Annotated in this window: 24 protein-coding genes; 21 read left to right on the forward strand and 3 right to left on the reverse strand. The window is 45.5% G+C overall.

The features are described from left to right. A partial coding sequence (locus tag R7R24_RS15945; RefSeq protein ID WP_206949545.1) for a hypothetical protein occupies positions 1 to 195 on the forward strand: 195 nt, incomplete at its 5' end. 13 nt (positions 196 to 208) lie between these two features. Here the strand turns inward: R7R24_RS15945 and R7R24_RS15950 are convergent. Continuing rightward, positions 209 to 1387, reverse strand: coding sequence for a 2-octaprenyl-3-methyl-6-methoxy-1,4-benzoquinol hydroxylase (locus R7R24_RS15950; protein ID WP_025768908.1), 1179 nt, complete (start codon positions 1385 to 1387; stop codon positions 209 to 211). A 257-nt stretch (positions 1388 to 1644) separates the two neighbouring features. On the opposite strand from R7R24_RS15950, the gene miaB reads away from it, so the two are divergent. The 5 genes from miaB to lnt all read left to right on the forward strand — a co-directional run bounded on the left by miaB (position 1645) and on the right by lnt (position 7263). After that, positions 1645 to 3069: a tRNA (N6-isopentenyl adenosine(37)-C2)-methylthiotransferase MiaB gene (miaB, locus tag R7R24_RS15955; protein WP_005373038.1), complete on the forward strand. Its 1425-nt coding sequence runs from the start codon at positions 1645 to 1647 to the stop codon at positions 3067 to 3069. A 73-nt stretch (positions 3070 to 3142) separates the two neighbouring features. Then, entirely contained in the window at positions 3143 to 4240 is a 1098-nt protein-coding gene (locus R7R24_RS15960; protein WP_005373033.1) for a PhoH family protein, read from the forward strand. 2 nt (positions 4241 to 4242) lie between these two features. Further along, a complete protein-coding gene (gene ybeY / locus R7R24_RS15965) occupies positions 4243 to 4707 on the forward strand; it encodes an rRNA maturation RNase YbeY (protein ID WP_005373030.1) in 465 nt (154 codons plus the stop codon). 105 nt (positions 4708 to 4812) lie between these two features. Beyond that, a complete protein-coding gene (gene corC, locus R7R24_RS15970; RefSeq protein ID WP_005384118.1) occupies positions 4813 to 5712 on the forward strand; it encodes a CNNM family magnesium/cobalt transport protein CorC in 900 nt (299 codons plus the stop codon). A gap of 33 nt (positions 5713 to 5745) precedes the next feature. Next, entirely contained in the window at positions 5746 to 7263 is a 1518-nt protein-coding gene (gene lnt, locus R7R24_RS15975; RefSeq protein WP_054576929.1) for an apolipoprotein N-acyltransferase, read from the forward strand. Positions 7264 to 7347: 84 nt separating this feature from the next. On the opposite strand, the gene R7R24_RS15980 is transcribed toward lnt, so the two are convergent. After that, positions 7348 to 7818: a zinc ribbon-containing protein gene (locus R7R24_RS15980; RefSeq protein ID WP_005373024.1), complete on the reverse strand. Its 471-nt coding sequence runs from the start codon at positions 7816 to 7818 to the stop codon at positions 7348 to 7350. 153 nt (positions 7819 to 7971) lie between these two features. Here R7R24_RS15980 and leuS point away from each other — a divergent pair, with 153 nt between their 5' ends. From leuS to lipA, 12 genes are all read left to right on the forward strand, one after another. Then, positions 7972 to 10545, forward strand: a complete 2574-nt coding sequence (leuS, locus tag R7R24_RS15985; RefSeq protein WP_005391313.1) for a leucine--tRNA ligase — start codon at positions 7972 to 7974, stop codon at positions 10543 to 10545. Between the two features lie 152 nt (positions 10546 to 10697). Continuing rightward, positions 10698 to 11237 (forward strand): LPS assembly lipoprotein LptE, encoded by a 540-nt coding sequence (gene lptE, locus R7R24_RS15990; RefSeq protein ID WP_005384122.1) that lies wholly within the window; start codon positions 10698 to 10700, stop codon positions 11235 to 11237. A 5-nt stretch (positions 11238 to 11242) separates the two neighbouring features. Continuing rightward, entirely contained in the window at positions 11243 to 12262 is a 1020-nt protein-coding gene (gene holA, locus R7R24_RS15995; RefSeq protein WP_054576930.1) for a DNA polymerase III subunit delta, read from the forward strand. An 88-nt stretch (positions 12263 to 12350) separates the two neighbouring features. Next, the gene (rsfS, locus tag R7R24_RS16000) at positions 12351 to 12668 is read left to right on the forward strand and encodes a ribosome silencing factor (RefSeq protein ID WP_005373015.1); all 318 of its coding nucleotides are present in this window, start codon (positions 12351 to 12353) and stop codon (positions 12666 to 12668) included. A 4-nt stretch (positions 12669 to 12672) separates the two neighbouring features. Continuing rightward, on the forward strand, positions 12673 to 13143 hold the full coding sequence (gene rlmH, locus R7R24_RS16005; protein ID WP_054579056.1) for a 23S rRNA (pseudouridine(1915)-N(3))-methyltransferase RlmH: 471 nt from the start codon (positions 12673 to 12675) through the stop codon (positions 13141 to 13143). A gap of 29 nt (positions 13144 to 13172) precedes the next feature. Continuing rightward, positions 13173 to 15089 (forward strand): penicillin-binding protein 2, encoded by a 1917-nt coding sequence (gene mrdA / locus R7R24_RS16010; protein WP_005384126.1) that lies wholly within the window; start codon positions 13173 to 13175, stop codon positions 15087 to 15089. After that, positions 15089 to 16210: a rod shape-determining protein RodA gene (gene rodA / locus R7R24_RS16015; RefSeq protein WP_005373004.1), complete on the forward strand. Its 1122-nt coding sequence runs from the start codon at positions 15089 to 15091 to the stop codon at positions 16208 to 16210. The genes mrdA and rodA overlap by 1 nt, the downstream gene beginning before the upstream one ends. A gap of 2 nt (positions 16211 to 16212) precedes the next feature. After that, a complete protein-coding gene (locus R7R24_RS16020) occupies positions 16213 to 17016 on the forward strand; it encodes a septal ring lytic transglycosylase RlpA family protein (RefSeq protein WP_017635670.1) in 804 nt (267 codons plus the stop codon). Between the two features lie 91 nt (positions 17017 to 17107). Continuing rightward, positions 17108 to 18286: a serine hydrolase gene (locus tag R7R24_RS16025; protein ID WP_005384132.1), complete on the forward strand. Its 1179-nt coding sequence runs from the start codon at positions 17108 to 17110 to the stop codon at positions 18284 to 18286. A 139-nt stretch (positions 18287 to 18425) separates the two neighbouring features. Further along, the gene (ybeD, locus tag R7R24_RS16030; RefSeq protein ID WP_005384135.1) at positions 18426 to 18704 is read left to right on the forward strand and encodes a DUF493 family protein YbeD; all 279 of its coding nucleotides are present in this window, start codon (positions 18426 to 18428) and stop codon (positions 18702 to 18704) included. Between the two features lie 176 nt (positions 18705 to 18880). Beyond that, entirely contained in the window at positions 18881 to 19543 is a 663-nt protein-coding gene (gene lipB, locus R7R24_RS16035) for a lipoyl(octanoyl) transferase LipB (RefSeq protein ID WP_005384137.1), read from the forward strand. Next, entirely contained in the window at positions 19540 to 20505 is a 966-nt protein-coding gene (gene lipA, locus R7R24_RS16040) for a lipoyl synthase (protein ID WP_005391329.1), read from the forward strand. Before lipB ends, lipA begins: the two co-directional genes overlap by 4 nt. Positions 20506 to 20951: 446 nt before the next feature. On the opposite strand, the gene glyA is transcribed toward lipA, so the two are convergent. Continuing rightward, positions 20952 to 22202, reverse strand: coding sequence for a serine hydroxymethyltransferase (gene glyA, locus R7R24_RS16045; RefSeq protein ID WP_005381985.1), 1251 nt, complete (start codon positions 22200 to 22202; stop codon positions 20952 to 20954). Positions 22203 to 22549: 347 nt separating this feature from the next. On the opposite strand from glyA, the gene R7R24_RS16050 reads away from it, so the two are divergent. The 3 genes from R7R24_RS16050 to R7R24_RS16060 all read left to right on the forward strand — a co-directional run bounded on the left by R7R24_RS16050 (position 22550) and on the right by R7R24_RS16060 (position 25794). Next, the gene (locus tag R7R24_RS16050; RefSeq protein WP_017635671.1) at positions 22550 to 23152 is read left to right on the forward strand and encodes a YitT family protein; all 603 of its coding nucleotides are present in this window, start codon (positions 22550 to 22552) and stop codon (positions 23150 to 23152) included. A gap of 90 nt (positions 23153 to 23242) precedes the next feature. Next, positions 23243 to 24763 carry a transcriptional regulator gene (locus tag R7R24_RS16055; protein WP_191116342.1) on the forward strand — a complete coding sequence of 507 codons (1521 nt, stop codon included), beginning with the start codon at positions 23243 to 23245 and terminating at the stop codon, positions 24761 to 24763. A 131-nt stretch (positions 24764 to 24894) separates the two neighbouring features. Further along, complete coding sequence (locus R7R24_RS16060; protein ID WP_132937043.1) at positions 24895 to 25794, forward strand: hypothetical protein; 900 nt, start codon at positions 24895 to 24897, stop codon at positions 25792 to 25794. Positions 25795 to 25865 lie beyond the last annotated feature (71 nt).

Raw genomic sequence — 25865 nt, forward strand, 5'->3', positions numbered from 1 at the left:
GAATTGGTAGACGCACCAGATTTAGGTTCTGGCGCCGCAAGGTGTGAGAGTTCAAGTCTCTCCTTCCGCACCATTATCGGAAAACCCAGCATGACTTTGCTGGGTTTTTTCTTTTTTTGGTTCTGGACTCGGGAAATCATTAGATTTGCCGAATTAAAAAAGCGAGCTCATGGCTCGCTTTTTTTCTATCTGTGATTTGAGTAGCTTACTACATACCTAACGCGTATTTCAGTACTTGAGCCTTAATTGGCCCTGAGTTTTCAGCAAGCTTCAATGCAGCATTACGTACGAACTTCAATGGCCCTAGATCGTTGCTAAAACCTTTATAGAAAAAGTCCATGCCCGTCTGCATGAGTAAGTTGTCAGGTCGACGTGCGCGTTCGTATTTCGCGAGTAAGGTATCTTCCAGCTTTTCTTGTTGTTCTGTTACCGAAAGGAGAACGTCTACATCTTTGAAGCCTAAGTTTACCCCTTGCCCTGCAAGCGGGTTGATCGTATGGGCAGAGTCACCCACTAACACGCAATTTTTGCTTGAGTAGCTTTGCGCATGACGACGAGTGAGTGGGAATGAGCCAAACTGTAAAACTTCAATATCGCCTAATTCAGCAGGGAAATGACGTAAAATTTCTTCTCTTAGTTGAGGTTTACTCATCGCACACAGTTGTTTAATACGTTTAGGCGAGTCATACCAAACCAAAGAACCTTGGCCTACTACTTGACCATCGTCGTTACTCAAAGAGCACAGAGGTAAAAATGAACGTGGGCCTGAAGGTGTAAATTGTTGCCAAGTAATATCTTGCTGAGGCAATTCTGTTTTCACGTTAATCAACATGCAGTGTTGTCGGTAATCCCACGCAGTTACACCAATTCCAGCCAATTGACGAACTTTAGAGTTTGCACCATCAGCACCAATCACCCAGTTAGCTTCAAACTGCTCCCCACTTTCTAGTGTCACAAGATTTATATCTGCAAACTCAATGGCTTTTAATCGCTCAGGACACATCACGGTTAGATTTTCATGCTGAGAGAAGACTTGCCAAAGACCTAATTGGATTAGGCGGTTTTCAACGATGTAACCTAGCTGATCCAATGACAATTCATCAGAGTGAAAACGAGTACGGCACTCTGGGTGCTCCCAAGTTTCTAAGCGCCGATAAGGACAAACTCGCATGCTCTTGATCTCTGACCATGCTCCGAGTGAATCAAGTAACTCCACCGACTGGTGCGAGATTGCAGATACACGAATATCCATCGCCTGAGCGGCATCAAAAACTTTAGGTTTTGTACCTTCAACCAAGACAACGCTTCTGCCCTGCTTGGCAAATCCAACAGCGACGGCTGCCCCGACCATACCGCCACCGATCACGGCGATGTCATACTTGTTCATTTTTCACTCTTCATCGTGCTGATTAATTGGCGTTTTTTATTGTACTTTCCATGGCTATTTTTACAAAATTGTTTAACAAAAAACCTTGTTCTGCATAGGGCGAAAAACTAGATTTCATCAGGCTTTGCAGAGAATTAGCTAGATCACTAGTCAGGTGCTTTTTAAAGCAGTACAATACGCCGCTTACCGCCGTGATGGCGGCTATAATTTGAGCAATAGCTCTCCGATTTAAGTACAACTGAACGAGCGAAAGTGAGATGAGTAAGAAACTGCTAATTAAAACCTGGGGCTGCCAGATGAACGAATACGATTCATCAAAAATGGCCGACCTGCTTAATGCTGCAAACGGCTACGAGCTGACGGAAGAGCCAGAGGAAGCAGACGTACTTCTACTTAACACCTGTTCGATCCGTGAAAAAGCGCAAGAGAAAGTTTTCCACCAGTTAGGCCGCTGGAAAACACTAAAAGATAAAAAACCTGGCGTAGTTATCGGTGTAGGTGGTTGTGTAGCAACGCAAGAAGGTGACCATATTCGTGAACGTGCACCATACGTTGACGTTATTTTTGGCCCACAAACTTTGCACCGCCTACCTGAGATGATCAAACAATCTCAGTCCGATGATGCACCAGTTATGGACATTTCGTTCCCAGAGATCGAAAAATTCGACCGCCTACCTGAACCTCGCGCTGAAGGTGCGACAGCATTCGTTTCTATTATGGAAGGCTGCTCTAAGTACTGTACTTACTGTGTCGTACCGTACACTCGTGGTGAAGAAGTAAGCCGTCCAATGGATGACGTACTGTTCGAAATCGCCCAACTTGCTGAACAAGGCGTACGTGAAGTAAACCTTCTGGGTCAAAACGTAAACGCGTACCGTGGTCCTATGCACGATGGTGAGATCTGTTCATTTGCAGAGCTGCTTCGTTTGGTTGCGTCTATCGATGGTATCGACCGTATTCGTTTCACGACGAGCCACCCGTTAGAATTCACAGACGACATCATCGCAGTATACGAAGATACGCCAGAACTTGTGAGCTTCCTGCACTTACCTGTGCAAAGTGGTAGTGACCGTATCCTAACGATGATGAAACGCCCTCACACCGCTATCGAATACAAATCGATCATCCGTAAACTGCGTAAAGCTCGTCCTGATATCCAAATCAGTTCAGACTTTATTGTTGGTTTCCCTGGTGAGACAGACAAAGACTTCCAAGACACCATGAAGCTAATCAAAGATGTAGACTTTGACATGAGCTTCAGCTTTATTTTCTCTCCACGTCCAGGTACGCCAGCAGCGGATTACCCTTGTGATGTGTCAGAACAAGTGAAGAAAGAGCGCCTTTACGAACTACAGCAAACTATCAATGCTCAAGCGATGCGTTACTCTCGCTTAATGCTTGGCACAGAACAACGTGTTCTAGTTGAAGGTCCTTCGAAGAAAAACCTAATGGAACTACGCGCTCGTACAGAAAACAACCGTGTAGTAAACTTTGAAGGTAGTGCAGACCTAATTGGTCAGTTCGTTGATGTGAAGATCGTAGACGTATTTGCAAACTCACTGCGTGGTGAGCTAGTACGTACTGAAAAAGACATGGATCTTCGTAGTGTGATTTCCCCAACGCAGATGATGGCGAAAACACGTCGCGAAGATGAGCTGGGTGTAGCTACTTTTACGCCGTAAGCTCGTATAAATAGCCATAGAGAGCCTGGTCGTTATCAGGCTCTCACTAAGTGGCAAAAAATGAGAGGCAACATTGAGCAATAAAATCGTAACTCTAGAAATTAACCTAGAACCTTCAGACAACCGCCGACTAGCTAGCCTGTGCGGTCCATTCGATGACAACATCAAGCATTTAGAACGTCGTCTAGGCGTTGAAATTAACCACCGTAGTGACCACTTTACGATTGTCGGTAAACCTCATACCGCATCAGCTGCGCTGGATATCCTGAAAACTCTATATGTTGATACCGCACCTGTACGAGGTGAGATCCCAGATATTGAGCCTGAGCAAATCCATCTAGCGATCAAAGAGTCTGGTGTTCTTGAGCAGAATACTGAGTCTAACATCGAGCATGGTAAAGAAGTCTTCGTCAAAACCAAGAAAGGTGTGATCAAACCACGTACGCCAAACCAAGCGCAGTACTTGGTTAACATGGTCACGCATGATATTTCTTTTGGTATTGGCCCTGCTGGTACAGGTAAAACCTACCTTGCTGTAGCAGCAGCTGTTGACGCACTAGAGCGCCAAGAGATCCGCCGTATTCTACTTACTCGTCCAGCGGTTGAAGCTGGTGAGAAATTGGGCTTCCTGCCTGGTGATTTAAGCCAGAAAGTCGACCCATACCTACGTCCGCTATACGACGCCCTATTTGAAATGCTGGGCTTTGAGCGCGTAGAGAAGCTGATTGAACGTAACGTGATTGAGGTCGCCCCTCTTGCTTACATGCGTGGTCGTACTCTAAACGACGCCTTCATCATTCTTGATGAGAGTCAGAACACCACTGTTGAGCAGATGAAGATGTTCCTAACGCGTATTGGTTTTAACTCTCGCGCGGTTATCACTGGTGATGTCACGCAGATTGACTTACCTCGTGGTGCGAAATCGGGTCTTCGTCATGCTATTGAAGTACTAAGCGAAGTTGACGACATCAGCTTTAACTTCTTCTTAGCCGACGACGTTGTACGTCACCCTGTGGTTGCTCGTATCGTTAACGCGTACGAGAAGTGGGAAGCGCAAGACCAGAAAGAGCGTAAAGAGTTCGAGAAACGCCGTCGTGAAGAACGCGATGCGAAGTTACTAGAAGCAGCAAAGGCCGAACTGAATGCACAAGTTGCTTCAACTAAGGAATAATCATGGCGATTGAACTTGATCTGCAACTGGCAGTCGAAAATGAAGAAGGTCTGCCTTCGCAGCAAGATTTCCAATTGTGGCTAGATAAGACAATTCCTCTCTTCCAGCCACAAGCCGAAGTCACCATTCGTATTGTTGATGAACAAGAAAGTCATACGCTCAATCATGAGTATCGCGGCAAAGATAAACCAACTAATGTGTTGTCGTTTCCATTTGAAGCACCTCCTGGTATGGAAATAGATTTACTTGGTGATTTGATTATTTGCCGCCAAGTTGTTGAAAAAGAGGCGGTTGAACAGAGCAAGCCTCTGCTAGCACATTGGGCGCATATGGTTGTACATGGCAGCTTGCATCTGCTAGGTTATGATCATATAGAGGATGACGAAGCCGAAGAGATGGAGTCCCTCGAAACCGAAATCATGCAAGGTATGGGTTATGAAGATCCTTACATTGCTGAAAAAGAGTAGCTATTGGCCACTCGACAGGGAAAGGCGAACCACCTAAATGACTCTCGTGTTCGCCTCTCTATGTGTGCTATCACACTTCTGATAGCGTTACTTAATTGAGAAACAATGAACGAAGATAATTCTCCCTCTTCTAACGAAGATAAGAAAGAAAAGGCAGAAGGTCCGAGTAGAAAGTCCTTCTTTGAACGTCTAGGTCAACTATTTCAGGGCGAACCAAAAGATCGCCAAGAGCTTGTGGATGTTATCCGCGACTCTGAAGTTAACGACCTGATTGACCATGACACTCGCGATATGCTCGAAGGTGTTATGGAAATCTCCGAAATGCGTGTGCGTGACATTATGATCCCGCGTTCGCAAATGGTTACCGTTGAGCGTACTCACGACCTTGATACCTTGGTTGCTTTGATTACCGATGCTCAACACTCTCGCTACCCTGTGATCAGCGAAGATAAAGACCATGTGGAAGGCATACTTCTAGCGAAGGACTTACTTAAATACTTAGGCTCAGGCAGTAATCCATTTGATATCGAAGAAGTCATTCGACCAGCGGTTGTGGTACCGGAAAGTAAACGCGTTGATCGACTGCTGAAAGAATTCCGTGAAGAACGTTATCATATGGCCATTGTTGTCGATGAATTCGGTGGTGTTTCTGGTCTTGTGACCATTGAAGATATCCTTGAGGAAATCGTCGGGGATATTGAAGATGAATTCGATGAAAGTGAAGAGACGGACATTCGTAAGCTGAGCAAGCATACGTTTGCTGTCAGAGCGCTGACAACCATCGAAGAGTTTAATGAGACATTCGGAACCAACTTCAGCGATGAGGAAGTTGATACCGTTGGTGGTATGGTCATGACTGCCTTTGGTCACTTACCTTCTCGTGGTGAACTGGTTGAAATTGAAGGCTACAACTTCAAAGTCACCGCTGCCGATAACCGTCGTGTCATTCAACTCCAAGTGACGATCCCAGACGAAGAAACCCTGGTTGAAGCCACTCAAGAGTAACGCGATACCCATTGGGAATCTCAGAAAATTACAATGATGAATGAACTCTTTCATCGCCTTAAGCGGCCCTTAGTGGCCGCTTTTGTTGGCGCCTCTACTACACTCGCTTTCGCTCCTTACCAGCTGTGGCCTATTGCCATTCTTAGCCCTGCAATTCTACTGATTCTTCTTGCTAACCAAACTCCGAAACGCGCACTATGGATTGGTTATGCTTGGGGGTTAGGTCAATTTGCAACTGGCGTTAGCTGGGTTTACGTCAGTATCTCCGGTTTTGGCGGTATGCCGCTCATTGCCAATTTATTTTTAATGGGCTTGCTTGTTGCCTACTTGGCTGTTTATTCAGGCTTATTTGCTTGGCTCAACAACAAGCTGTTTCCTCAATTTACGCTCACAAAAGCACTTCTCGCTGCACCTGCTTTATGGCTGATCAGTGATTGGTTACGTGGTTGGGTGATGACTGGATTCCCTTGGTTATGGCTAGGCTATAGCCAGATAGATGCTCCACTCGCAAGCTTTGCACCAATTGGCGGCGTAGAACTGCTTACTCTATTTATCCTTATCAGCGCAGGGGCGTTAGCCTATGCATGGATTCATAAGCAGTGGCTGATGGTGATTATCCCTGCGGTACTACTCAGTACTGGCTTTGGGATTCGCAACTACGATTGGGTAACACCCCGACCAGAAGACACGACTAAGCTCGCACTGATTCAAGGTAACGTAGACCAAAACCTAAAGTGGCTACCAAGTCAACGCTGGCCAACCATCATGAAATATGCTGACTTAACTCGTGAAAACTGGGACGCTGACATTATCGTTTGGCCAGAAGCAGCAATTCCCGCTTTTGAAATTGAAGTGCCTTCATTTTTGAGCAATATCGACAGCGCTGCAAAAATGAATAACAGCGCAATCATCACCGGTGTCGTCAACCAAGCTGAAGACCGACAGTTCTACAACAGTATTCTGTCCCTCGGCATCACACCATACGGTGACTACAGCTTCGATTTAAGCGAACGTTACCATAAGCATCACCTACTACCGTTTGGTGAGTTTGTACCATTTGAAGATATTTTGCGCCCATTAGCGCCATTCTTTAACCTACCGATGTCGTCGTTTAGCCGTGGGGCTTTTGTGCAGCCAAACATCGTTGCGAATGGCATGCACATGGCACCAGCGCTTTGCTATGAGATCATCTTTAATGAGCAAGTGCGTCAAAATGTGACTGACGAAACAGACTTCATTCTAACGCTTTCAAATGATGCATGGTTTGGTCACTCTATCGGTCCTCTTCAGCATATGGAGATCGCCCGTATGCGTGCCTTAGAGTTAGGTAAACCGCTCATCCGCTCGACTAACAACGGATTAACAGCGGTAACCGATCACAAAGGTAAAATCGTTGAGCAAGTACCGCAGTTTGAAACTGCAGTACTGCGCGCAGAGCTCACCCCAACCAATGGACAAACGCCATATCGAGTCCTTGGTACTTGGCCATTGTATATTTGGGTTGGGTTAAGTTTAGCGCTGGCTTTCGGCTTAAGAAGAAAACAGAGCTGATAACAGCTTGAAAGTAGAAAAGACAAAAAAGAGGCGACTAAGCCTCTTTTTTATTCATAGCATTATACTGTCGTTACGCGCCATTTATGGCTTTAATGACTGACGAGTAAAGCCTTTGTGACCACATTTAATACACGGAATGATTACAGTTGGGTGGTTATACGTTGTCTTGTGACCACACTCATCACAGACTAAAGTGCCTAAGCCTATCACCTCTCCTGCTTCATATAGCCCTTGATGCTCTAAGTCATCGAACAACTCAACCCACTCAACTTTAGTTCGGTCAGTAATCTCTAACAGCCCTTGCCATATCGAGTCCGCAATCGTTAAGTAAAACGGGCCGCTTTTGCTATCCTCGTAACTCTCTGAAAACTCTTTTAAGTCTGCTTTAAGGTACGCTTTGATTAAAGCCAATTCATCTTTGGTCAAGTCATTAGCAGCATCCACCACTTTGCCCGACGTCTCAATCGCTTTGTTAACTTCTTCCGGACTGTGCTTCAAGGTTTCAATCACATCCTCGAGCATTTCCTCATAACCTGTTTTACGTTTAGGCATAACTGACCTCCATCTTTCTCCTACCTGCGTCACTTAAGGGCGCATGGGTACAGATTGGCTATTGTTGTGATCCCTAGCTTTAGGTATTCTATGACGATCTATTTAAGTCTGTTCTAACCGAACTCACAAATTCCAAGATAACGGATACCATCGATGCAAGAACAATACAACCCACAAGATATTGAACAAAAAGTTCAAAAGCACTGGGATGACAACAAAACCTTTGTTGTAAGTGAAGACCCAAATAAAGAAAAATTCTACTGTCTGTCCATGTTCCCATACCCAAGTGGTCGACTGCACATGGGTCACGTGCGCAACTACACTATCGGTGATGTAGTATCTCGTTTCCAACGCCTACAAGGTAAAAACGTGATGCAACCAATCGGTTGGGACGCATTCGGTCTACCTGCAGAAAACGCAGCAGTAAAAAACAAAACTGCGCCAGCACCTTGGACTTACGAAAACATCGAATACATGAAGAACCAACTTAAGCTTCTAGGCTTTGGTTACGATTGGAACCGTGAATTCGCAACATGTACACCGGAGTACTACCGCTGGGAACAAGAGTTCTTCACTAAACTTTACGAGAAAGGTTTAGTTTACAAAAAGACTTCTTCTGTTAACTGGTGTCCTAACGACCAAACTGTTCTTGCAAACGAGCAGGTTGAAGACGGTTGTTGCTGGCGTTGTGATACGCCTGTAGAGCAAAAAGAAATCCCTCAATGGTTCATCAAAATCACTGAATACGCTCAAGAGCTACTAGACGACCTAGACAAGCTTGAAGGTTGGCCTGAAATGGTGAAAACCATGCAGCGCAACTGGATTGGCCGCTCTGAAGGCGTTGAGCTGAAGTTTGAAGTTAAGGGTCAACAAGACCTAGAAGTTTACACAACACGTCCAGATACGCTAATGGGTGTGACTTACGTGGGCATCGCAGCCGGCCACCCTCTTGCAGCTCTTGCTGCAGAGAACAACCCAGAGCTTGCAGCGTTTATCGACGAATGTAAGAACAACAAGGTTGCAGAAGCTGAGCTAGCGACAATGGAGAAGAAAGGTATGGCTACTGGCCTTACTGCTATTCATCCATTGAACGGCCGTGAAGTTCCTGTTTACGTAGCAAACTTCGTACTGATGGACTACGGTACAGGCGCGGTAATGGCAGTACCTGCACACGACCAACGTGACTACGAGTTCGCAACGAAGTACGGTCTAGACATCGTGCCTGTTATCAAGCCTGCTGATGGCAGCGAGCTAGACATTTCTGAAGCGGCATACACAGAGAAAGGCGTACTGTTCGATTCTGGTGAATTCGACGGCCTAGAATTCCAAGCGGCGTTCGATGCAATTGCAGCGAAGCTAGAAGCAGAAGGCAAAGGCACTAAGACTGTAAACTTCCGTCTACGCGACTGGGGTGTATCTCGTCAACGTTACTGGGGCGCACCAATCCCAATGGTAACGACTGAAGACGGTGAAGTTCACCCAGTACCTGCTGACCAACTACCAGTGATTCTTCCAGAAGACGTGGTAATGGACGGCGTAACTAGCCCAATCAAAGCAGACAAAGAGTGGGCGAAGACAACCTTTAACGGCGAACCTGCTCTACGTGAGACAGATACGTTCGATACGTTCATGGAATCTTCTTGGTACTACGCGCGTTACTGTTCACCACAAGCGGACGACATCCTAGACCCAGAAAAAGCAAACTACTGGCTACCAGTAGATCAATACATCGGTGGTATCGAGCACGCTTGTATGCACCTACTGTACTCACGCTTCTTCCACAAACTACTGCGCGATGCGGGTTACGTAACGTCTGACGAACCGTTCAAGCAACTACTGTGTCAAGGCATGGTACTGGCTGATGCGTTCTACTTCGAGAACGAGAAAGGCGGCAAAGAGTGGGTAGCTCCAACAGACGTAGCCGTTGAACGTGATGGTAAAGGCCGCATAACTTCTGCTAAAGACACTGAAGGTCGTGATGTAACGCACTCAGGCATGATCAAGATGTCTAAGTCTAAGAACAACGGTATCGACCCTCAAGAAATGGTAGACAAGTACGGCGCAGACACAGTACGTCTATTCATGATGTTCGCGTCTCCAGCGGACATGACACTTGAATGGCAAGAGTCTGGCGTAGAAGGTGCGAACCGCTTCCTAAAACGTGTTTGGAAACTAGTGAAAGAGCACACAGCGAAAGGCGCAGCAGAAGCAGTAGATACCGCAGCGCTTTCTGGTGATCAAAAAGCACTTCGCCGCGACGTTCACAAGACTATCGCGAAAGTGACGGACGATATCGCTCGTCGTCAAACATTCAACACCGCGATCGCTGCGATCATGGAGCTGATGAACAAACTAGCGAAAGCGCCTCAAGAATCTGCGCAAGATCGTGCAATCCTTGACGAAGCACTGAAAGCTATTGTTGTCATGCTTTACCCTATCACTCCGCATATCTCATACGAGCTATGGGCAGCACTAGGTGAAACAGACATTGATAACGCGGCATGGCCGACGTTTGACGAAAAAGCGCTAGTTGAAGACGAAAAAACTATCGTTGTTCAAGTTAACGGTAAGCTACGTGCGAAGCTAACAGTCCCAGCTGATATCTCTAAAGACGATATCGAACAGCTTGGTCTAAACGACGAAAACGTGGTTAAGTTCACTGATGGCCTGACTATTCGTAAAGTCATTTACGTTCCAGGTAAACTGCTGAACATCGTTGCAAACTAATCACAGCTGTCAATTTGTCTCTGTGTAGCGAACTTATTTGTTAACCAAGAGTCATTAAACAGGGTAGTTAGCTACCCTGTTTATTTACCTCAAACCATTCACATGAGTGGTTTAAGGTAAATAACCCCTTCAATTTAGGATGAATACAATCAATGCGCTTTTTCTCTTTGATTAAACTACCAGTGGTATTGGTATTAGCGGGGCTTCTTTCTGCCTGTGGTTTTCACCTTCGCGGCGAGTATTCCGTACCGGAAGAGCTGCACACTATGTCTTTCTCCAGCTACGATGAATACAGTGAATTAACTCGCTATGTTCGCTCTCAACTCGAACTGAACAAAGTTGAACTTGTTCAACCATCATCGACGGTACCCAACCTTCATTTGACGGAAGCGACAATCGATGAGCGTACACTATCGCTTTATCAAAATAGCCGTGCAGCAGAAAAAGAGCTGACATACGTAGTAAAATACCGTGTGACAATTCCTGGCTATGGTTCTAAAAACTTTACGACAACAGTAAACCGCAACTACCTAGACAACCCGTTGACCGCACTTGCAAAATCTGTTGAGCGTGACGTAATTGAAGACGAGATGCGCTTGCAAGCTGCAAAACAGATGATGCGCCAGTTGGGCCGTATTCGTGCCGAATATGAAGCAGGACAAATCTCTGAGCCAGCGAACAAAAACTCTTAGTCACTATGCGAATTTATGCCGATAAGCTAACGGATCATTTAACTAAACAAGTTAAACAGGTTTACTTAATCTTTGGTAATGAGCCGTTACTGATTCAAGAAAGCCGCCAAGCCATCCAAAAGGCAGCGTTTCAGCAAGGTTTTGAGGAAAAACACCGTTTTGCGGTGGATGCTAGCATCGACTGGAACCAAGTTTACGACTGTTTCCAAGCGATGAGCCTGTTCTCAAACCGTCAATTGATCGAGCTTGAAATTCCAGAGAGTGGCGTGACAACCGCCGTCAGCAAAGAGCTGCAAACACTGTGTGATATGCTGCATGATGACATCATGCTCGTCATTGTTGGTAGCAAACTGACCAAAGCCCAAGAAAATGCGAAATGGTTCAAAGCATTAAGCTCAAAAGGCGACTGGGTAAGCTGTTTGTCGCCAGATCTACAACGCTTACCTATGTTCATTCAGGCACGTTGCCGCACGTTGGGCCTAAAACCCGATCAACAATCACTGCAAATGTTGGCTCAATGGCATGAAGGTAACCTATTTGCATTGACACAAAGCTTAGAGAAATTGGCCCTACTCTACCCGGATGGTGAGCTGACCATCATACGTTTAGAGGAAGCCCTAAGTCGCCATAACCACTTCACTACCTTTAACTGGATCGACGCCTTACTGGCAGGTAAAGCAAACCGTGCACAACGTATTCTTCGCCAACTTGAGGCGGAAGGGGTTGAGACCGTGATCTTGATTCGAAGTGTACAAAAAGAGTTGAGCCAACTTTTAAATATGCATCAAGACTTAACTCAAATGGGAATGAACCAGGTATTTGAGAAATATCGAGTTTGGCAAAACAAGCGTCCACTCTATAACGCAGCACTGGCCCGCTTATCAGCGAGTCGTATTTGTGCATTGCTCTCCTTGTTGGCTCAAGCCGAGATAAAAGCCAAAACTCAGTATGACGAGTCTGTATGGCCAACTATTCATCAGTTGAGCTTAGAAACCTGCTCTCCTGATATTAAGCTGGCAATTTAAAAATCAAAGCGTGATATAGTGCGCGACCTGTTTTGCAAGCAAGAATGTAAAACACTGTAGAGATAAGAGACAAACCGAGGAAAACCGAGTGCTTCGCGAAGAACTGAAAGACTTTTTAGCTGATAAAGCCGACGACATGAAAGCGGAAGACATTATCGTCCTAAATGTGGAAGATAAATCAAGCGTGACAGATTACATGATCATCTGTACTGGTACATCCAAACGCCACGTTTCATCCATCGCTGACCATGTTGCAACAGAGGTGAAAAAAGCCGGTCTTGAGCCACTAGGAATGGAAGGTGAAAACGAAGGTGAATGGGTAGTCCTTGATATGGGCGACGCCATGCTTCACGTGATGCAAGAAGAGCACCGCGAACTCTACCAGCTAGAAAAACTCTGGGGTTAATCTTTTGAAAATTCAACTAATTGCTGTTGGCACAAAAATGCCAAAATGGGTTGAGGAAGGCTTTCAAGAATATCGTCGCCGTTTCCCGCATGATATGCCGTTGGAGTTGATTGAAATCTCTGCTGGCAAGCGTGGTAAGAATGCCGATATCGCTCGCATCCTGCAAAAAGAAGGGGAAGCGATGCTCGCTGCGGTACCAAAAGGCAACCGTATCGTCACGTTAGATATCCCAGGTAAAAAATGGGACACTCCTCAACTCGCTGAGCAGTTAGAAGCTTGGAAATTAGATGGCCGTGATGTATCAATATTAATCGGCGGTCCTGAAGGACTCGCTCCTACATGCAAAGCTGCAGCAGACCAAAGCTGGTCATTGTCTGCCTTAACGCTACCCCACCCTCTAGTGCGTATCGTAATGGCAGAAAGCTTGTACCGAGCGTGGAGCATCACCGCTAACCACCCTTATCATCGCGAATAATCGTTGTTTAACTTTAGAGCCAAGCGTTAATGATTCGTAAGCGCCGCAGTCAAATCCGAGATTATCAAGCCGAAGCGCGTCTGTTTGCCAGCCGCGCTATTGTTGCTTTTATCGGCATTGTTGTCTTGATGGGAGCTCTGGTTGCCAACATGTACAACATTCAGGTGAACCAGTTTCAAGACTATCAAACCCGCTCGAACGATAACCGCATCAAAGTAGTGCCTATCGCGCCTAACCGAGGTCTAATTTATGACCGAAATGGCGTTTTACTCGCAGAGAACCGCCCCGTCTTTAACTTAGAACTTACCCCAGAAAAAATTAAAGACATTGATGCAACCATCCAAGAATTACAAACTATTCTGGAAATTACACCAGACCAGATTGAACGTTTCCACCACGAGCGTAAACGGACTCGTCGATTTAAATCGGTCCCACTGCTGACCCAACTGAACGAAAAACAAGTAGCGGTATTCTCCGTCAATCAGTACCGCTTTCCAGGTGTGGAAATAAGTGCGACCTTAAAGCGCTACTACCCTTTCAGCGAAGTCTTAACCCACGTGATTGGTTACGTTTCTCGAATCAATGATCGCGACATGCAGCGCCTGATCCGAGAAGAAAAAGACGCAAACTATCAAGCCACTCGCGACATTGGTAAGCTGGGTATTGAAAAATACTACGAAGACCTCTTACACGGTACAGCCGGATATCAAGAAGTCGAGGTAAACAGCCGCGGCCGAGTAATTCGTACCTTAAAGTACGTTCCACCTGTACCCGGAAAAGACATCGTTTTAAACCTTGATATCAACTTGCAGTTGTACGTACACCAATTGTTGGACGGCCGCCGAGGCAGTGCTGTAGTAATCGATCCTAGAGACAACGGCGTACTGGCTATGGTTTCAAGCCCTAGCTACGATCCTAACTCGTTCGTGCACGGAATCTCAGGTAAAGACTATCGCGCCCTTTTGAACGATAAAAACCGTCCTTTGGTCAACCGCACTACACTTGGCATTTACCCTCCTGCGTCTACCATCAAACCATTTATGGCGGTAGCCGCGCTGCAAGAAGGTGTCGTCACACCTAACACCACACGAAATGACCCTGGTTATTGGCGCATACCAAACTCCAACACACGCCCGTTTCGTGACTGGTTGCGTTGGGGGCACGGGCGCGTCGATATCATTAAGTCGATCGAAGAGTCTGTTGATACCTTCTACTATCAAATCGCTTATGACATGGGTATTGACCGTATTTCGAATTGGATGATGATGTTCGGTTTTGGTGATTACACTGGCATTGATATCTACGAAGAAAGTAAGGCGAATATGCCGACTCGTGACTGGAAAATGTCTCGCCATAAAACCCCATGGTATAAAGGTGATACGATCCCTGTAGGTATCGGCCAAGGATATTGGACAGCAACACCAATGCAAATCGCCAAAGCGACCTCCGTATTAGTAAATGAGGGAGAAGTGATCGCACCTCACTTGCTCAAAGCGACGATAGAGAACGGCAACGACTTCGAAGAACAACAAACAACAGAATACGTGACTTACCCGCCAATCAAGAATGTACCGAAAAAGTACTGGGATATGGCGAAAGAAGGCATGCGTCGGGTAAACCATGGCACGCGCGGAACAGCTCGCCGCTCATTCTACAAAATGAATTATGAAACAGCGGGTAAATCAGGTACTGCACAGGTCTTCGGTCTGGGTGAAAACGAAGAATACAACGCCGATGAGATCGCCGAGCACTTACGTGACCATGCGTTATTTACTGGCTTTGCACCATTTGATGATCCTAAAGTGGTCGTCACTGTAGTACTAGAAAATGCCGGTGGTGGTTCTAGTAACGGTGCCCCAGTAGTAAGGAAAATTTTTGACCGAGTCGTTCTTGGTCCAGAAGAAATTGAGCCTGAAAACAATGCGAAGAAAGAGGTAAAACAGTAATGAAGATGGATCCCTCTACAGGTAAAAATCGCGCCCTGTTTGAACGCTTCCATATCGACTTACCACTCCTACTTGGCATACTGGCCCTGATGGGGTTTGGCCTGGTGATCATGTACAGCGCCAGTGGCCAAAGTTTACTGATGATGGATCGCCAAGCCATGCGAATGGTGCTTTCACTCGTTGTGATGCTCGTCCTTGCACAGCTTTCTCCACGAACTTACGAAAGCTTGGCACCTTTGATGTTCGTTGGTGGCGTTATACTGCTTTTCGGCGTGCTGTTTTTCGGTGAAGCATCGAAAGGCGCGCAGCGTTGGCTTAACCTCGGTTTTGTGCGCTTTCAACCGTCAGAGCTATTGAAGCTCGCAGTGCCATTAATGGTGGCTCGCTATGTCGGTAGACAGCCCCTTCCACCAACGCTAAAAACACTCATTGTTGCACTGATTATGGTCTGCTTACCAACCATTCTCATTGCAAAGCAGCCTGACTTAGGTACCTCGATCCTGATCGCCGCTTCCGGTATTTTTGTTATCTTCCTCGCCGGCATTAGCTGGAAAATCATCGCTGGTGCTGCGATTGCATTAGGTGGTTTCATTCCAATTCTGTGGTTTTTCTTGATGCGAGAGTATCAAAAAGTGCGAGTTCGTACTCTATTTAACCCGGAATCTGATCCGCTAGGAGCGGGCTACCACATTATTCAGAGTAAAATTGCGATTGGCTCCGGTGGTATTTCCGGCAAAGGTTGGTTGCAAGGTACGCAGTCACAACTAGAATTTCTTCCAGAACGACACACTGACTTTATCTTTGCAGTAATTGCTGAAGAATGGGGTATGATTGGCTTCCTTTGCCTTTTAGCCATCTATCTATTTATTATTGGACGAGGTTTATATCTCGCCAGCCAAGCGCAAACCGCATTTGGACGAATGATGGCAGGCAGTATTGTACTCAGCTTCTTCGTGTATATTTTTGTAAATATTGGCATGGTAAGTGGCATCCTACCTGTAGTAGGTGTACCGTTGCCACTCATCAGTTATGGCGGCACATCAATGGTAACCTTGATGGCTGGTTTTGGTATTCTGATGTCGATTCATACGCACCGAAAAGCATTCTCTAAGGCGACCTAGACATGCAAAAACGCGCTTTATATTCCTTGGTTTTCTCTGCTCTTATTTTGGCAGGCTGTTCATCAACTAGCCAAAAAGAACAAGAAGGCCGTTACGAACTCGAATCCGATGTTGCACCGGATACACCGCTTTCAGTCGAACACATCGAGGATGCGCATCCTAAATATGAACCGTACAGCCTAGGTGGGAACAAAGATTACCACTTGCGAGGCAAAGACTACAAAATAGTTCGCAATGCGAAAGGCTTTAAAGAAAAAGGCCGCGCATCTTGGTATGGGAAAAAATTCCAAGGTCATTTGACTTCTAATGGCGAAATCTATGACATGTACTCAATGACGGCAGCGCATAAAACGCTACCGTTACCAAGTTACGTAAAAGTTACCAATACTGACAACGGCAAAACCACCATAGTACGAGTTAATGACCGAGGTCCTTTTCACGATGGCCGTATCATTGATTTAAGCTATGCCGCCGCGCACAAGTTAGATGTCATAAAAACAGGCACCGCGAACGTGGAAATTGAAGTGATCAGTATCAATCAGCCCACGGACAAAAAGTCATTAGAAGCGCACCCTAGGTACGTTATTCAAGTGGCATCATCAAAAAATGAAGAACGCGCGCGAACTTTAGGTACCGAGCTTGGTCAAAAATTGGATACAGAAACTTTCCTAGAGAGTGCGAAAGAGTCTTATCGCTTGTTGTTAGGGCCATTTACTGACTATTCCCTGACGCAAGCCACATTAGATAAAGTAAAGTTGCTCGGCTATTCGTCTGCATTTATTAAAAAACACAACACTGCCAAATGACCTCGTGTCATGAATTTCTCTTTGATCCCCCTCTTACATAACTAGGGATTCTGATAAGATGTCTGCAGTTAACCCAAAAATTTGAATTACCATGAATAAAAATAAGTTTGTGAAATCTATTCTCGTTTCTTCGGTTGCCCTTTCTGCAACTTTCGCTCAATCTGCTCTTGCATCACCTATCGTTGTTCCAGATGCCCCTCAAATCGCGGCGAAGGGCTACGTGCTGATGGATTACCATTCAGGTAAAGTACTGGCAGAGAAAGAGATGAACACAAAATTGTCTCCAGCTAGTCTGACTAAGATGATGACCAGCTATGTAATCGGCCAAGAGCTAGCGCGTGGTAATATCTCAGAAGATGATGATGTCACCATCAGTAAAAATGCGTGGGCGAAAAACTTCCCTGATTCATCAAAGATGTTCATTGAAGTAGGCACAACAGTTAAAGTACGTGACCTGAACCGAGGTATCATCGTCCAGTCAGGTAACGATGCCTGTGTTGCGATGGCAGAACATATTGCAGGTTCAGAAGATGCATTTGTTGACCTAATGAACGCTTGGGCCAACACATTGGGTATGACTAACTCGCACTTTGCCAACGTTCATGGCTTAGATAACGCAGAATTGTACTCAACACCATACGACATGGCACTGCTAGGTAAAGCACTTATCCGTGACGTACCAAATGAGTACCGAGTGTACTCAGAGAAGAAATTTACTTACAACGGCATCACCCAATACAACCGTAACGGTCTACTTTGGGATAAGAGCATGAACGTTGACGGCATCAAAACGGGTCACACAAGTAATGCGGGTTACAGCCTAGTAAGTTCAGCAACTGAAGGTCAAATGCGCTTGGTTGCGGTCGTTATGGGTACTAAAGATGCCAATGCTCGTAAGTCAGAAAGCAAAAAGCTGCTAAGCTACGGCTTCCGTTTCTTCGAAACAGTGGCACCGCACAAAGCAGGTGAAACGTTCGTAGAAGAAAAAGTGTGGATGGGTAACAAAGACACCGTAGCACTGGGTCTTGACCAAGATACTTACGTAACACTACCGCGTGGTGAAGCGAAAAACCTAAAAGCAAGCTTCGTCCTTGAAAAAGAGCTAGAAGCCCCAATTAATAAAGGTGATGTAGTTGGTAAGCTATACTATCAGATCGATGGTGAAGATATTGCCGAGTACCCACTAATGGCACTAGAAACCGTAGAGCAAGGTAGTCTATTTAGCCGCATGTGGGATTACATCGTATTGTTATTCAAGAGCTTCTTCTAAAAAGAACGTTAGAGTAGCAAACTTATTCGCAAAGCCGCCTGAATGGGCGGCTTTTTAAGTTTGAGCTCCTCGTCTTGAGTTCCCCCTAATTTGACTGTACTATTTCGCACCGCAACGAATATCTACTGGAGTTATCGATATGCTAACCATCAACTCTGATGCAAAATTAAAAGACCTGCTTGAGTTCCCTTGTTCATTTACTTACAAGGTAATGGGTCATGCAAAGCCTGAACTTCCAGAGCTTGTTCTTGAAGTTATTCAGCGCCATGCTCCAGGTGACTACAGCCCGACCGTTAAACCAAGTGCTAAGGGCAACTACCACTCTGTGTCAATCAACATTACTGCAACCTCTATCGAGCAGGTTGAGACACTGTACAAAGAGTTAGGTGAAATTGACATCGTACGCATGGTTCTATAATTTTTTGATATATTAAATTTTTTTTGAAAGCAGCCTTGGCTGCTTTCTTTTTATTTATCAAAGAGATAACGAGACTTTACATCGCTTTCAGTTAAAAATCTGTTACGCAGCGGTAGAGCATCAGGGTTATCCGGTTTATAATCCAAAAACTTTATATATTAGCAACAGGAATTCCCATGCAACACCAACTTGTTGTAAAACGACTTGGCCGCCAAGACTATGAGCCTGTATGGAAGGCGATGCATGAGTTCACCGACCAACGCACAGAAGAAACCCGTGATGAAGTCTGGTTGGTAGAACATAACCCAGTATTTACGCAAGGACAGGCAGGTAAAGCTGAGCACTTGATTAACACTGGCGATATTCCTGTTGTACAAAGTGATCGCGGAGGCCAGGTTACGTATCATGGCCCTGGTCAGTTGGTCGCCTACTTCTTGATCAACCTACGCCGCAAAAAATTAGGTGTACGAGATCTCGTTACCACAATCGAGAACCTCGTGATCAACACGCTAAAAGCATACAATATTGACTCAGCCGCGCGACCTGACGCACCAGGTGTCTACGTTGCCGGTAAGAAAATATGCTCTCTCGGTTTACGCATTCGTAAAGGGTGCTCGTTTCATGGTTTAGCCTTGAACGTAAATATGGATTTAACACCGTTTCTGCGTATTAACCCTTGTGGTTATGAAGGTATGGAAATGGTTCAGGTCAGCCAATTTGGCGGCCCAGACAATGTAGAAGCCGTAGAAAAACAATTAATAGAAGAACTCGTTACTTTGCTCGATTATGAGCAAGTAGAATTCAGCACAGAAGCACCTTCTCAAGGTAATAAAGCATGAGCAAACCAATCCAGATGGAAAAAGGCGTTAAATATCGTGACGCCGATAAAATGGCATTGATTCCCGTAAAGAACATGCCTACAGAGCAGAAAGAAGTGCTACGTAAGCCTGATTGGATGAAGATCAAGCTACCAGCCGACAGCCAACGAATTCAAGACATCAAAGCGGCGATGCGTAAGAATAAACTTCACTCCGTATGTGAAGAAGCATCTTGCCCGAACCTAGCGGAATGTTTTAACCACGGTACAGCAACCTTCATGATCTTAGGTGCTATTTGTACTCGTCGTTGTCCTTTCTGTGACGTTGCTCATGGCCGCCCATTACCACCGGAAGCAGAAGAGCCTCAAAAACTGGCGAAAACCATTGCCGATATGAAGCTGAAATACGTAGTAATCACTTCTGTTGACCGTGACGATCTGCGTGACGGCGGTGCACAACACTTTGCCGATTGTAACCGCGAGATCCGTGCGTTAAACCCGCATATTAAGATTGAAACACTGGTTCCTGACTTCCGTGGTCGCATGGATGTAGCGCTTGATCTAATGAAAGACAATCCGCCAGATGTCTTCAACCACAACTTAGAAACCGCGCCACGTCTTTACCGTAAAGCTCGCCCAGGTGCGAACTACAAATGGTCACTTGAGCTCCTTAAGAAGTTCAAAGAGCAGCATCCAGATGTACCGACCAAGTCTGGTTTGATGATGGGTCTTGGTGAAACCAAAGAAGAAATCATCGAAGTACTGAAAGATCTACGCGCACACGGCGTAACGATGCTGACTCTAGGCCAGTATTTAGCGCCAAGCCGTCACCACTTGCCAGTAGAACGTTACGTTCCACCATCAGAGTTTGACGAGCTAAAAGAAGTTGCACTAGAACTTGGCTTCACGCATGCAGCGTGTGGTCCATTTGTTCGCTCTTCTTACCATGCCGATATGCAGGCTCAAGGTATCGAGATTAAGTAAGCTCTCGTTTGTTTTCAAAAGAAAGGTTGGCTCAGTGCCAACCTTTTTTGTATCTGTCAAATGATGATAAAAAGCCATTCTACCTCCGTCATTCTGAACAGCGAGGAACGAGCGTGATTCAGAATCTGTTTTCAGAATACTGATGATTTTTAGGGAAACGCTGAGTAAAAGAGTGTGCCTCAACAAGATTCCTGCTCTCGCCTAGGCTCGTCGGAATGACGCGGTTTGGATATATTGAAAGGGACAGTGTTGGTAGCCATCTCCTTATCACACACTCTTCGCTATATCTCATTCCAAACGCCAGACAAACAAAAAGGCCCTCAATTGAGGACCTTTAGTATATCAATGTTCAAAATAGATGAGTCGAGTTCTAGGAGAACACACGGAGTTTGCGCGAGCAAATGAGTATGTTCGACACCGAAATCGACTCACTCGATGAAAAGCAGTTATGCGTAAACTGGTAGACGCTTACAAATTTCTAGCACTTTCTGTTTAGTCGCTTCGATAACTTCTTCGTTGCCGATGTTATCTAGAACGTCACACATCCAGTTTGCTAGCTCTTTTGCATCTTCTTCAGTGAAGCCACGGCGAGTGATCGCTGGCGTACCTACACGAATACCAGACGTTACGAATGGGCTGCGTGGGTCATTTGGTACTGAGTTCTTGTTTACAGTGATGTTTGCTGCACCTAGTGCCGCGTCTGCGTCTTTACCAGTGATATCTTTGTCGATTAGGTCAACAAGGAACAAGTGGTTTTCTGTACCGTTAGATACGATTTTGTAGCCACGCTCTTGGAACTGACCAACCATTGCTTTTGCGTTTTTCACTACGCGAGCTTGATAAGCTTTGAACTCTGGCTCCATCGCTTCTTTGAACGCTACTGCTTTACCAGCGATAACGTGCATTAGAGGACCACCTTGACCACCAGGGAACACTGCTGAGTTCAGTTTCTTGTACATATCTTCGCCAGCATTTGACAAGATAAGACCACCGCGAGGACCTGCTAGTGTTTTGTGCGTCGTTGTTGTTACCACGTGAGCATGCGGTACTGGTGTTGGGTATTCACCGGCAGCGATAAGACCAGCTACGTGCGCCATATCAACAAATAAGTAAGCACCTGCTTTGTCAGCGATTTCACGCATGCGTTTCCAATCAACGATTTGCGAGTAAGCAGAGAAACCACCGATGATCATCTTAGGTTTGTGTTCAAGTGCTAGCTGTTCCATCTCGTCGTAGTTGATTTGACCAGCTTCATCGATACCGTAAGGGATAACGTTGTAGTGCTTACCAGAGAAGTTTACTGGTGAACCGTGAGTTAGGTGACCACCGTGCGCTAGGCTCATGCCTAAAACTGTATCGCCTGGGTTAAGAAGCGCCATGTAAACTGCGCTGTTTGCTTGAGAACCTGAGTGAGGCTGTACGTTAGCGTACTCACAACCAAATAGTTGGCATGCACGCTCAATTGCTAGTGCTTCAGCTTTATCTACGTACTCACAACCGCCGTAGTAACGCTTACCTGGGTAGCCTTCAGCGTATTTGTTCGTTAGCTGAGAACCTTGCGCTTCCATTACACGTGGGCTTGTGTAGTTTTCAGAAGCGATAAGTTCAATGTGTTCTTCCTGGCGAAGGGTTTCTTCCTGGATAGCTGCGAACAGTTCCGCATCGTAATCTGCGATGTTCATATCACGCTTAAGCATCTGTATCTCCTGACTCAGATTAGTACTGAAAGTTGCAAAAAAACTGTTGAATGACCCAACGCAAACGTTTTCGTCACCCTAATGGCGCGCATTCTACATAATTTGATTTAGGTCATAAAGAGAAATTTACAATTTTTCTCATGCAGTTTTTTCATGATGACAAGCAATGTTTACCATGCCAGCATTGCAATCGCATAACGACAATCTATTGCCTGTCAAATTTGTGCTTTACACCCTGTAAAACAGCAATTACATAGGTTTACCGTAAATTTTACCCTCTAGCTACCGAAAAGATCATCTTTTTACTACTATGCACGCCTTATTTATCACTAATGACTGCAACATTGATGGAAAAACACTCATTAAAAGAAGACTGGATAGCGATTCTCACGGGTACCTTTTTAGTAGCTCAAGGCGTTTTCTTTCTCCAATCCGCGAACCTTCTAACGGGAGGCACGACTGGATTGGCTCTGCTTATTAGCCAATTTACACCTTTTACCTTTGGTGTGCTGTACTTTTTAGCAAACAGTCCTTTTTACTTACTAGCATGGAAACGCTTCGGCCGTCATTTCGCCATTAATAGTGCCATTTCTGGCGCGTTGGTTTCTATCTTTGCCGATCATCTTTATTTGCTAATCTCGCTCGAATCGGTAAATGAAGTTTATTGCGCCGTCGCAGGCGGACTTTTAATGGGGCTTGGTATGCTGATCCTATTCCGACATCGCTCCAGCTTGGGTGGCTTTAACGTGCTGTGTTTGTTTATCCAAGACAAATTTGGCATTTCAGTTGGCAAAAGCCAAATGGCAATCGATGCATGTATCCTGTTTGCTTCATTCTTCTTTGTCACACCAGAAGTGATTGGCCTTTCAATTTTGGGGGCGTTTGCACTCAATCTCGTGTTAGCGATGAACCACAAACCGCACCGCTATTCCGTGACCTACGGTTCATAAATTTTTGATAATGATTGAAGCGCGATTTATAAGATTTCGCGCTCCAATCGCTATATAATACTTCGCGATTTCCAAATAGATCGGTACGGTATGCGCGACTTTCTGCAACAAGCTAAACAGACTCACAGTTGTATTGCGATTGGAGAGCTGATCTATAACCCGAAGACACAGACCCTTCATCAAGATGCTATCGCGATTGATCTTGAACCTCGCACCATTGAATTATTAGAACTGCTGTTAACAAGCGTTGGCCACCCACTCTCTGCTGACACCATTATTGAAACCATTTGGCAGAGCAAGTTCATCTCTAAGAATGTGCTCACGAACCGCATTAGCACCTTACGTGCCCTGCTACAGCAGTACTTACCCGAATACGATGCCGCTAAGCTCTTGGTCACTTACCCCCGCAAAGGCTACTTTCTTAACCCTGCCAATATTCGTTTAGTGCCACCAGCGAAAAACCATCGGCGCGTTATCTCAACCCAGGTGGCGAGTAATAAGAACTTCAAGCTGATTTTTGCTTACAGCTTATGTGCCATACTTGCGGTATGTAGCATGACACTCGCAAGCTTGTTATGGCAACGCCAAGAAATCTCAACACAACAAACACGTCATCAACTACTGATTCCCAAAGTCGAGCTACTACTCAACCGTGTCGATTCAATCGGCTCTCAGGCGCGAAAATACCGCATACTGGTCAAAGCCATCTTGCTGCAACAACAGGTCGAATATCCATACACCGACATCGCCAACCAAGATGCTCCCAGTTACTTTCTTGATCCTATCGGTCATACGCCATATTTCCCTGGCGCACGAAACATGCAGACCAGCGACTACGAGCTCAATATCGAGTTAAAAGACGGCGCAGAGCAAGGCATCTTGAAAGCGCAGATGAACCTTATTTATCCTGCGACGGGCAAGCTGGCGTTTCGCAATGAGTACACACTGCGTTTATCTGACCTACAATCGGATATTTTCCAAATGCACTCGGATGTCGCGCAATACTTCAATCTGCCTGCACCTTCGGCAAGTACGTGGCAGCTTTCGGATCTTCACAAAAAAATGTTATTCGAGAATGCCTTTTCTAGCCAACCTCTCCGACAATCTGATGAGTTTGCGGCTATAACAACGGCAAGACATCTCGCCTTATACGAGCACGAACATCAAAAGCTGGAAGCGTATTTAACTCAAGTACAATCGTCGTTTGATGTTTTGCCAGATGAGCTGAGCCTCTGGTTAGGTCTATTGCATTTCAAATTAGGTAACTTAGACAGGGCAAAAGCCCTGTTAACGACACCAGATGGCGACTCACGTATCCAAAACGCACTGATTTATACCTTTGTGTCTCACATTGCTTACAAGCAGAACAAACTTGAACAGTTCCGTCTCAACTACATGGAATCACTGGTGGCGCTGCTGCGCGTTTTACCTTCCGAAACCTTGTTTGAGCGTCTTTCTCAATCTGAATCAAAAGAGACTTGCCTCCAACCGTGGAAAACGTTGCATGTTAGTGTGACCGATCAAGAAATCATAAGCCGATGGAAAGCGCTCATTAACGAGTATTGCACTAATGTAGCCAACGAAATAAATCCAAATAAAACAAAGACCTAAATATAAAATTAAGCTTTCATTAACCCCTGTTATCTTTTGTTTTTTGCCCTTTTTCTCTCGCTGAACTTAGCATGCTCGCATTCAAGCAACGGCCCAACATGAAGCGGCCTTATCAATCAGGAATGTAAACCATGCTAAACAAAATGACGCTTATCGCAGCAGCAACTCTGGCTCTTTACGGCTGTGGCGGAGGTTCGTCTTCTGGCAGTGCGAATCCAAACAAAGTGCCTCAAGAAAGTTTCGACGTCTCGATTCACAACTCCATTTTCGCTCCTGTACCAAACACACAATTGAGCTATTCGTTTAGCTTGGATGGCCAACCAGAGGGCGACATGAAACTGAGCTTCCAAGCGATGGATAGCGAGCAAATATTGGCAGCATTGGCACAAATCCCAAACAGCGAGGCAATGGTCCAGTTGGTTAATGACTTGATGAACTACGGCGCCGAACAGTTCTACTATTCAGACGAGCAGTACAACGACGACGAAGAGAGCAATACGCTTTACTTTGCAGGATCAGATGGTGCACTCCATGAAATCACTGACGCTTATTTCATTGGTCATCAGTTTATTGCCATGCTTATGCACAGCGGTCCGATTTTCCGCCTAAACGGTGACGACGTAAAAGAGAAAAGCCCGAATATTGACATCGGTGAAGAAACTATGTCTCTGCAAACCACTCTTACAGGCTACTCAGTTCACAACCTACTAGACCGTTTTGAAGAGCATGAGTGGGTACAAAACCTTCCTATGACAGCATCTTGCCAAGTGGTTTGGCAACAGCAAATCCGAGAAACTGGCGTGCGTAAAGCGTTCTCGATCTCAGGCAAGAAAATTGAAGCGGCATACCTGATGGAAGAGAACATCTACAACCTAAACTGTGATGATATGGACTCAATGGAGTTCGCCACTTCGGCAGAACGTTGGTTTAATCCGAGCTTAGGTCTGATAGAACAAATTGAACTGCTGAAAGTACAACAAGTACAAATCAACGAAGAGAAAGTGCAGCTAACAGCGATTGAAACAAAATAAGCTTGCATTTTTTATAGATATCTCAATAAAAGAAGGCTTTGGGGAGCACACCAAAGCCTTCATCTCGAACA

The sequence above is a fragment of the Vibrio sp. 704 genome (assembly GCF_033339295.1).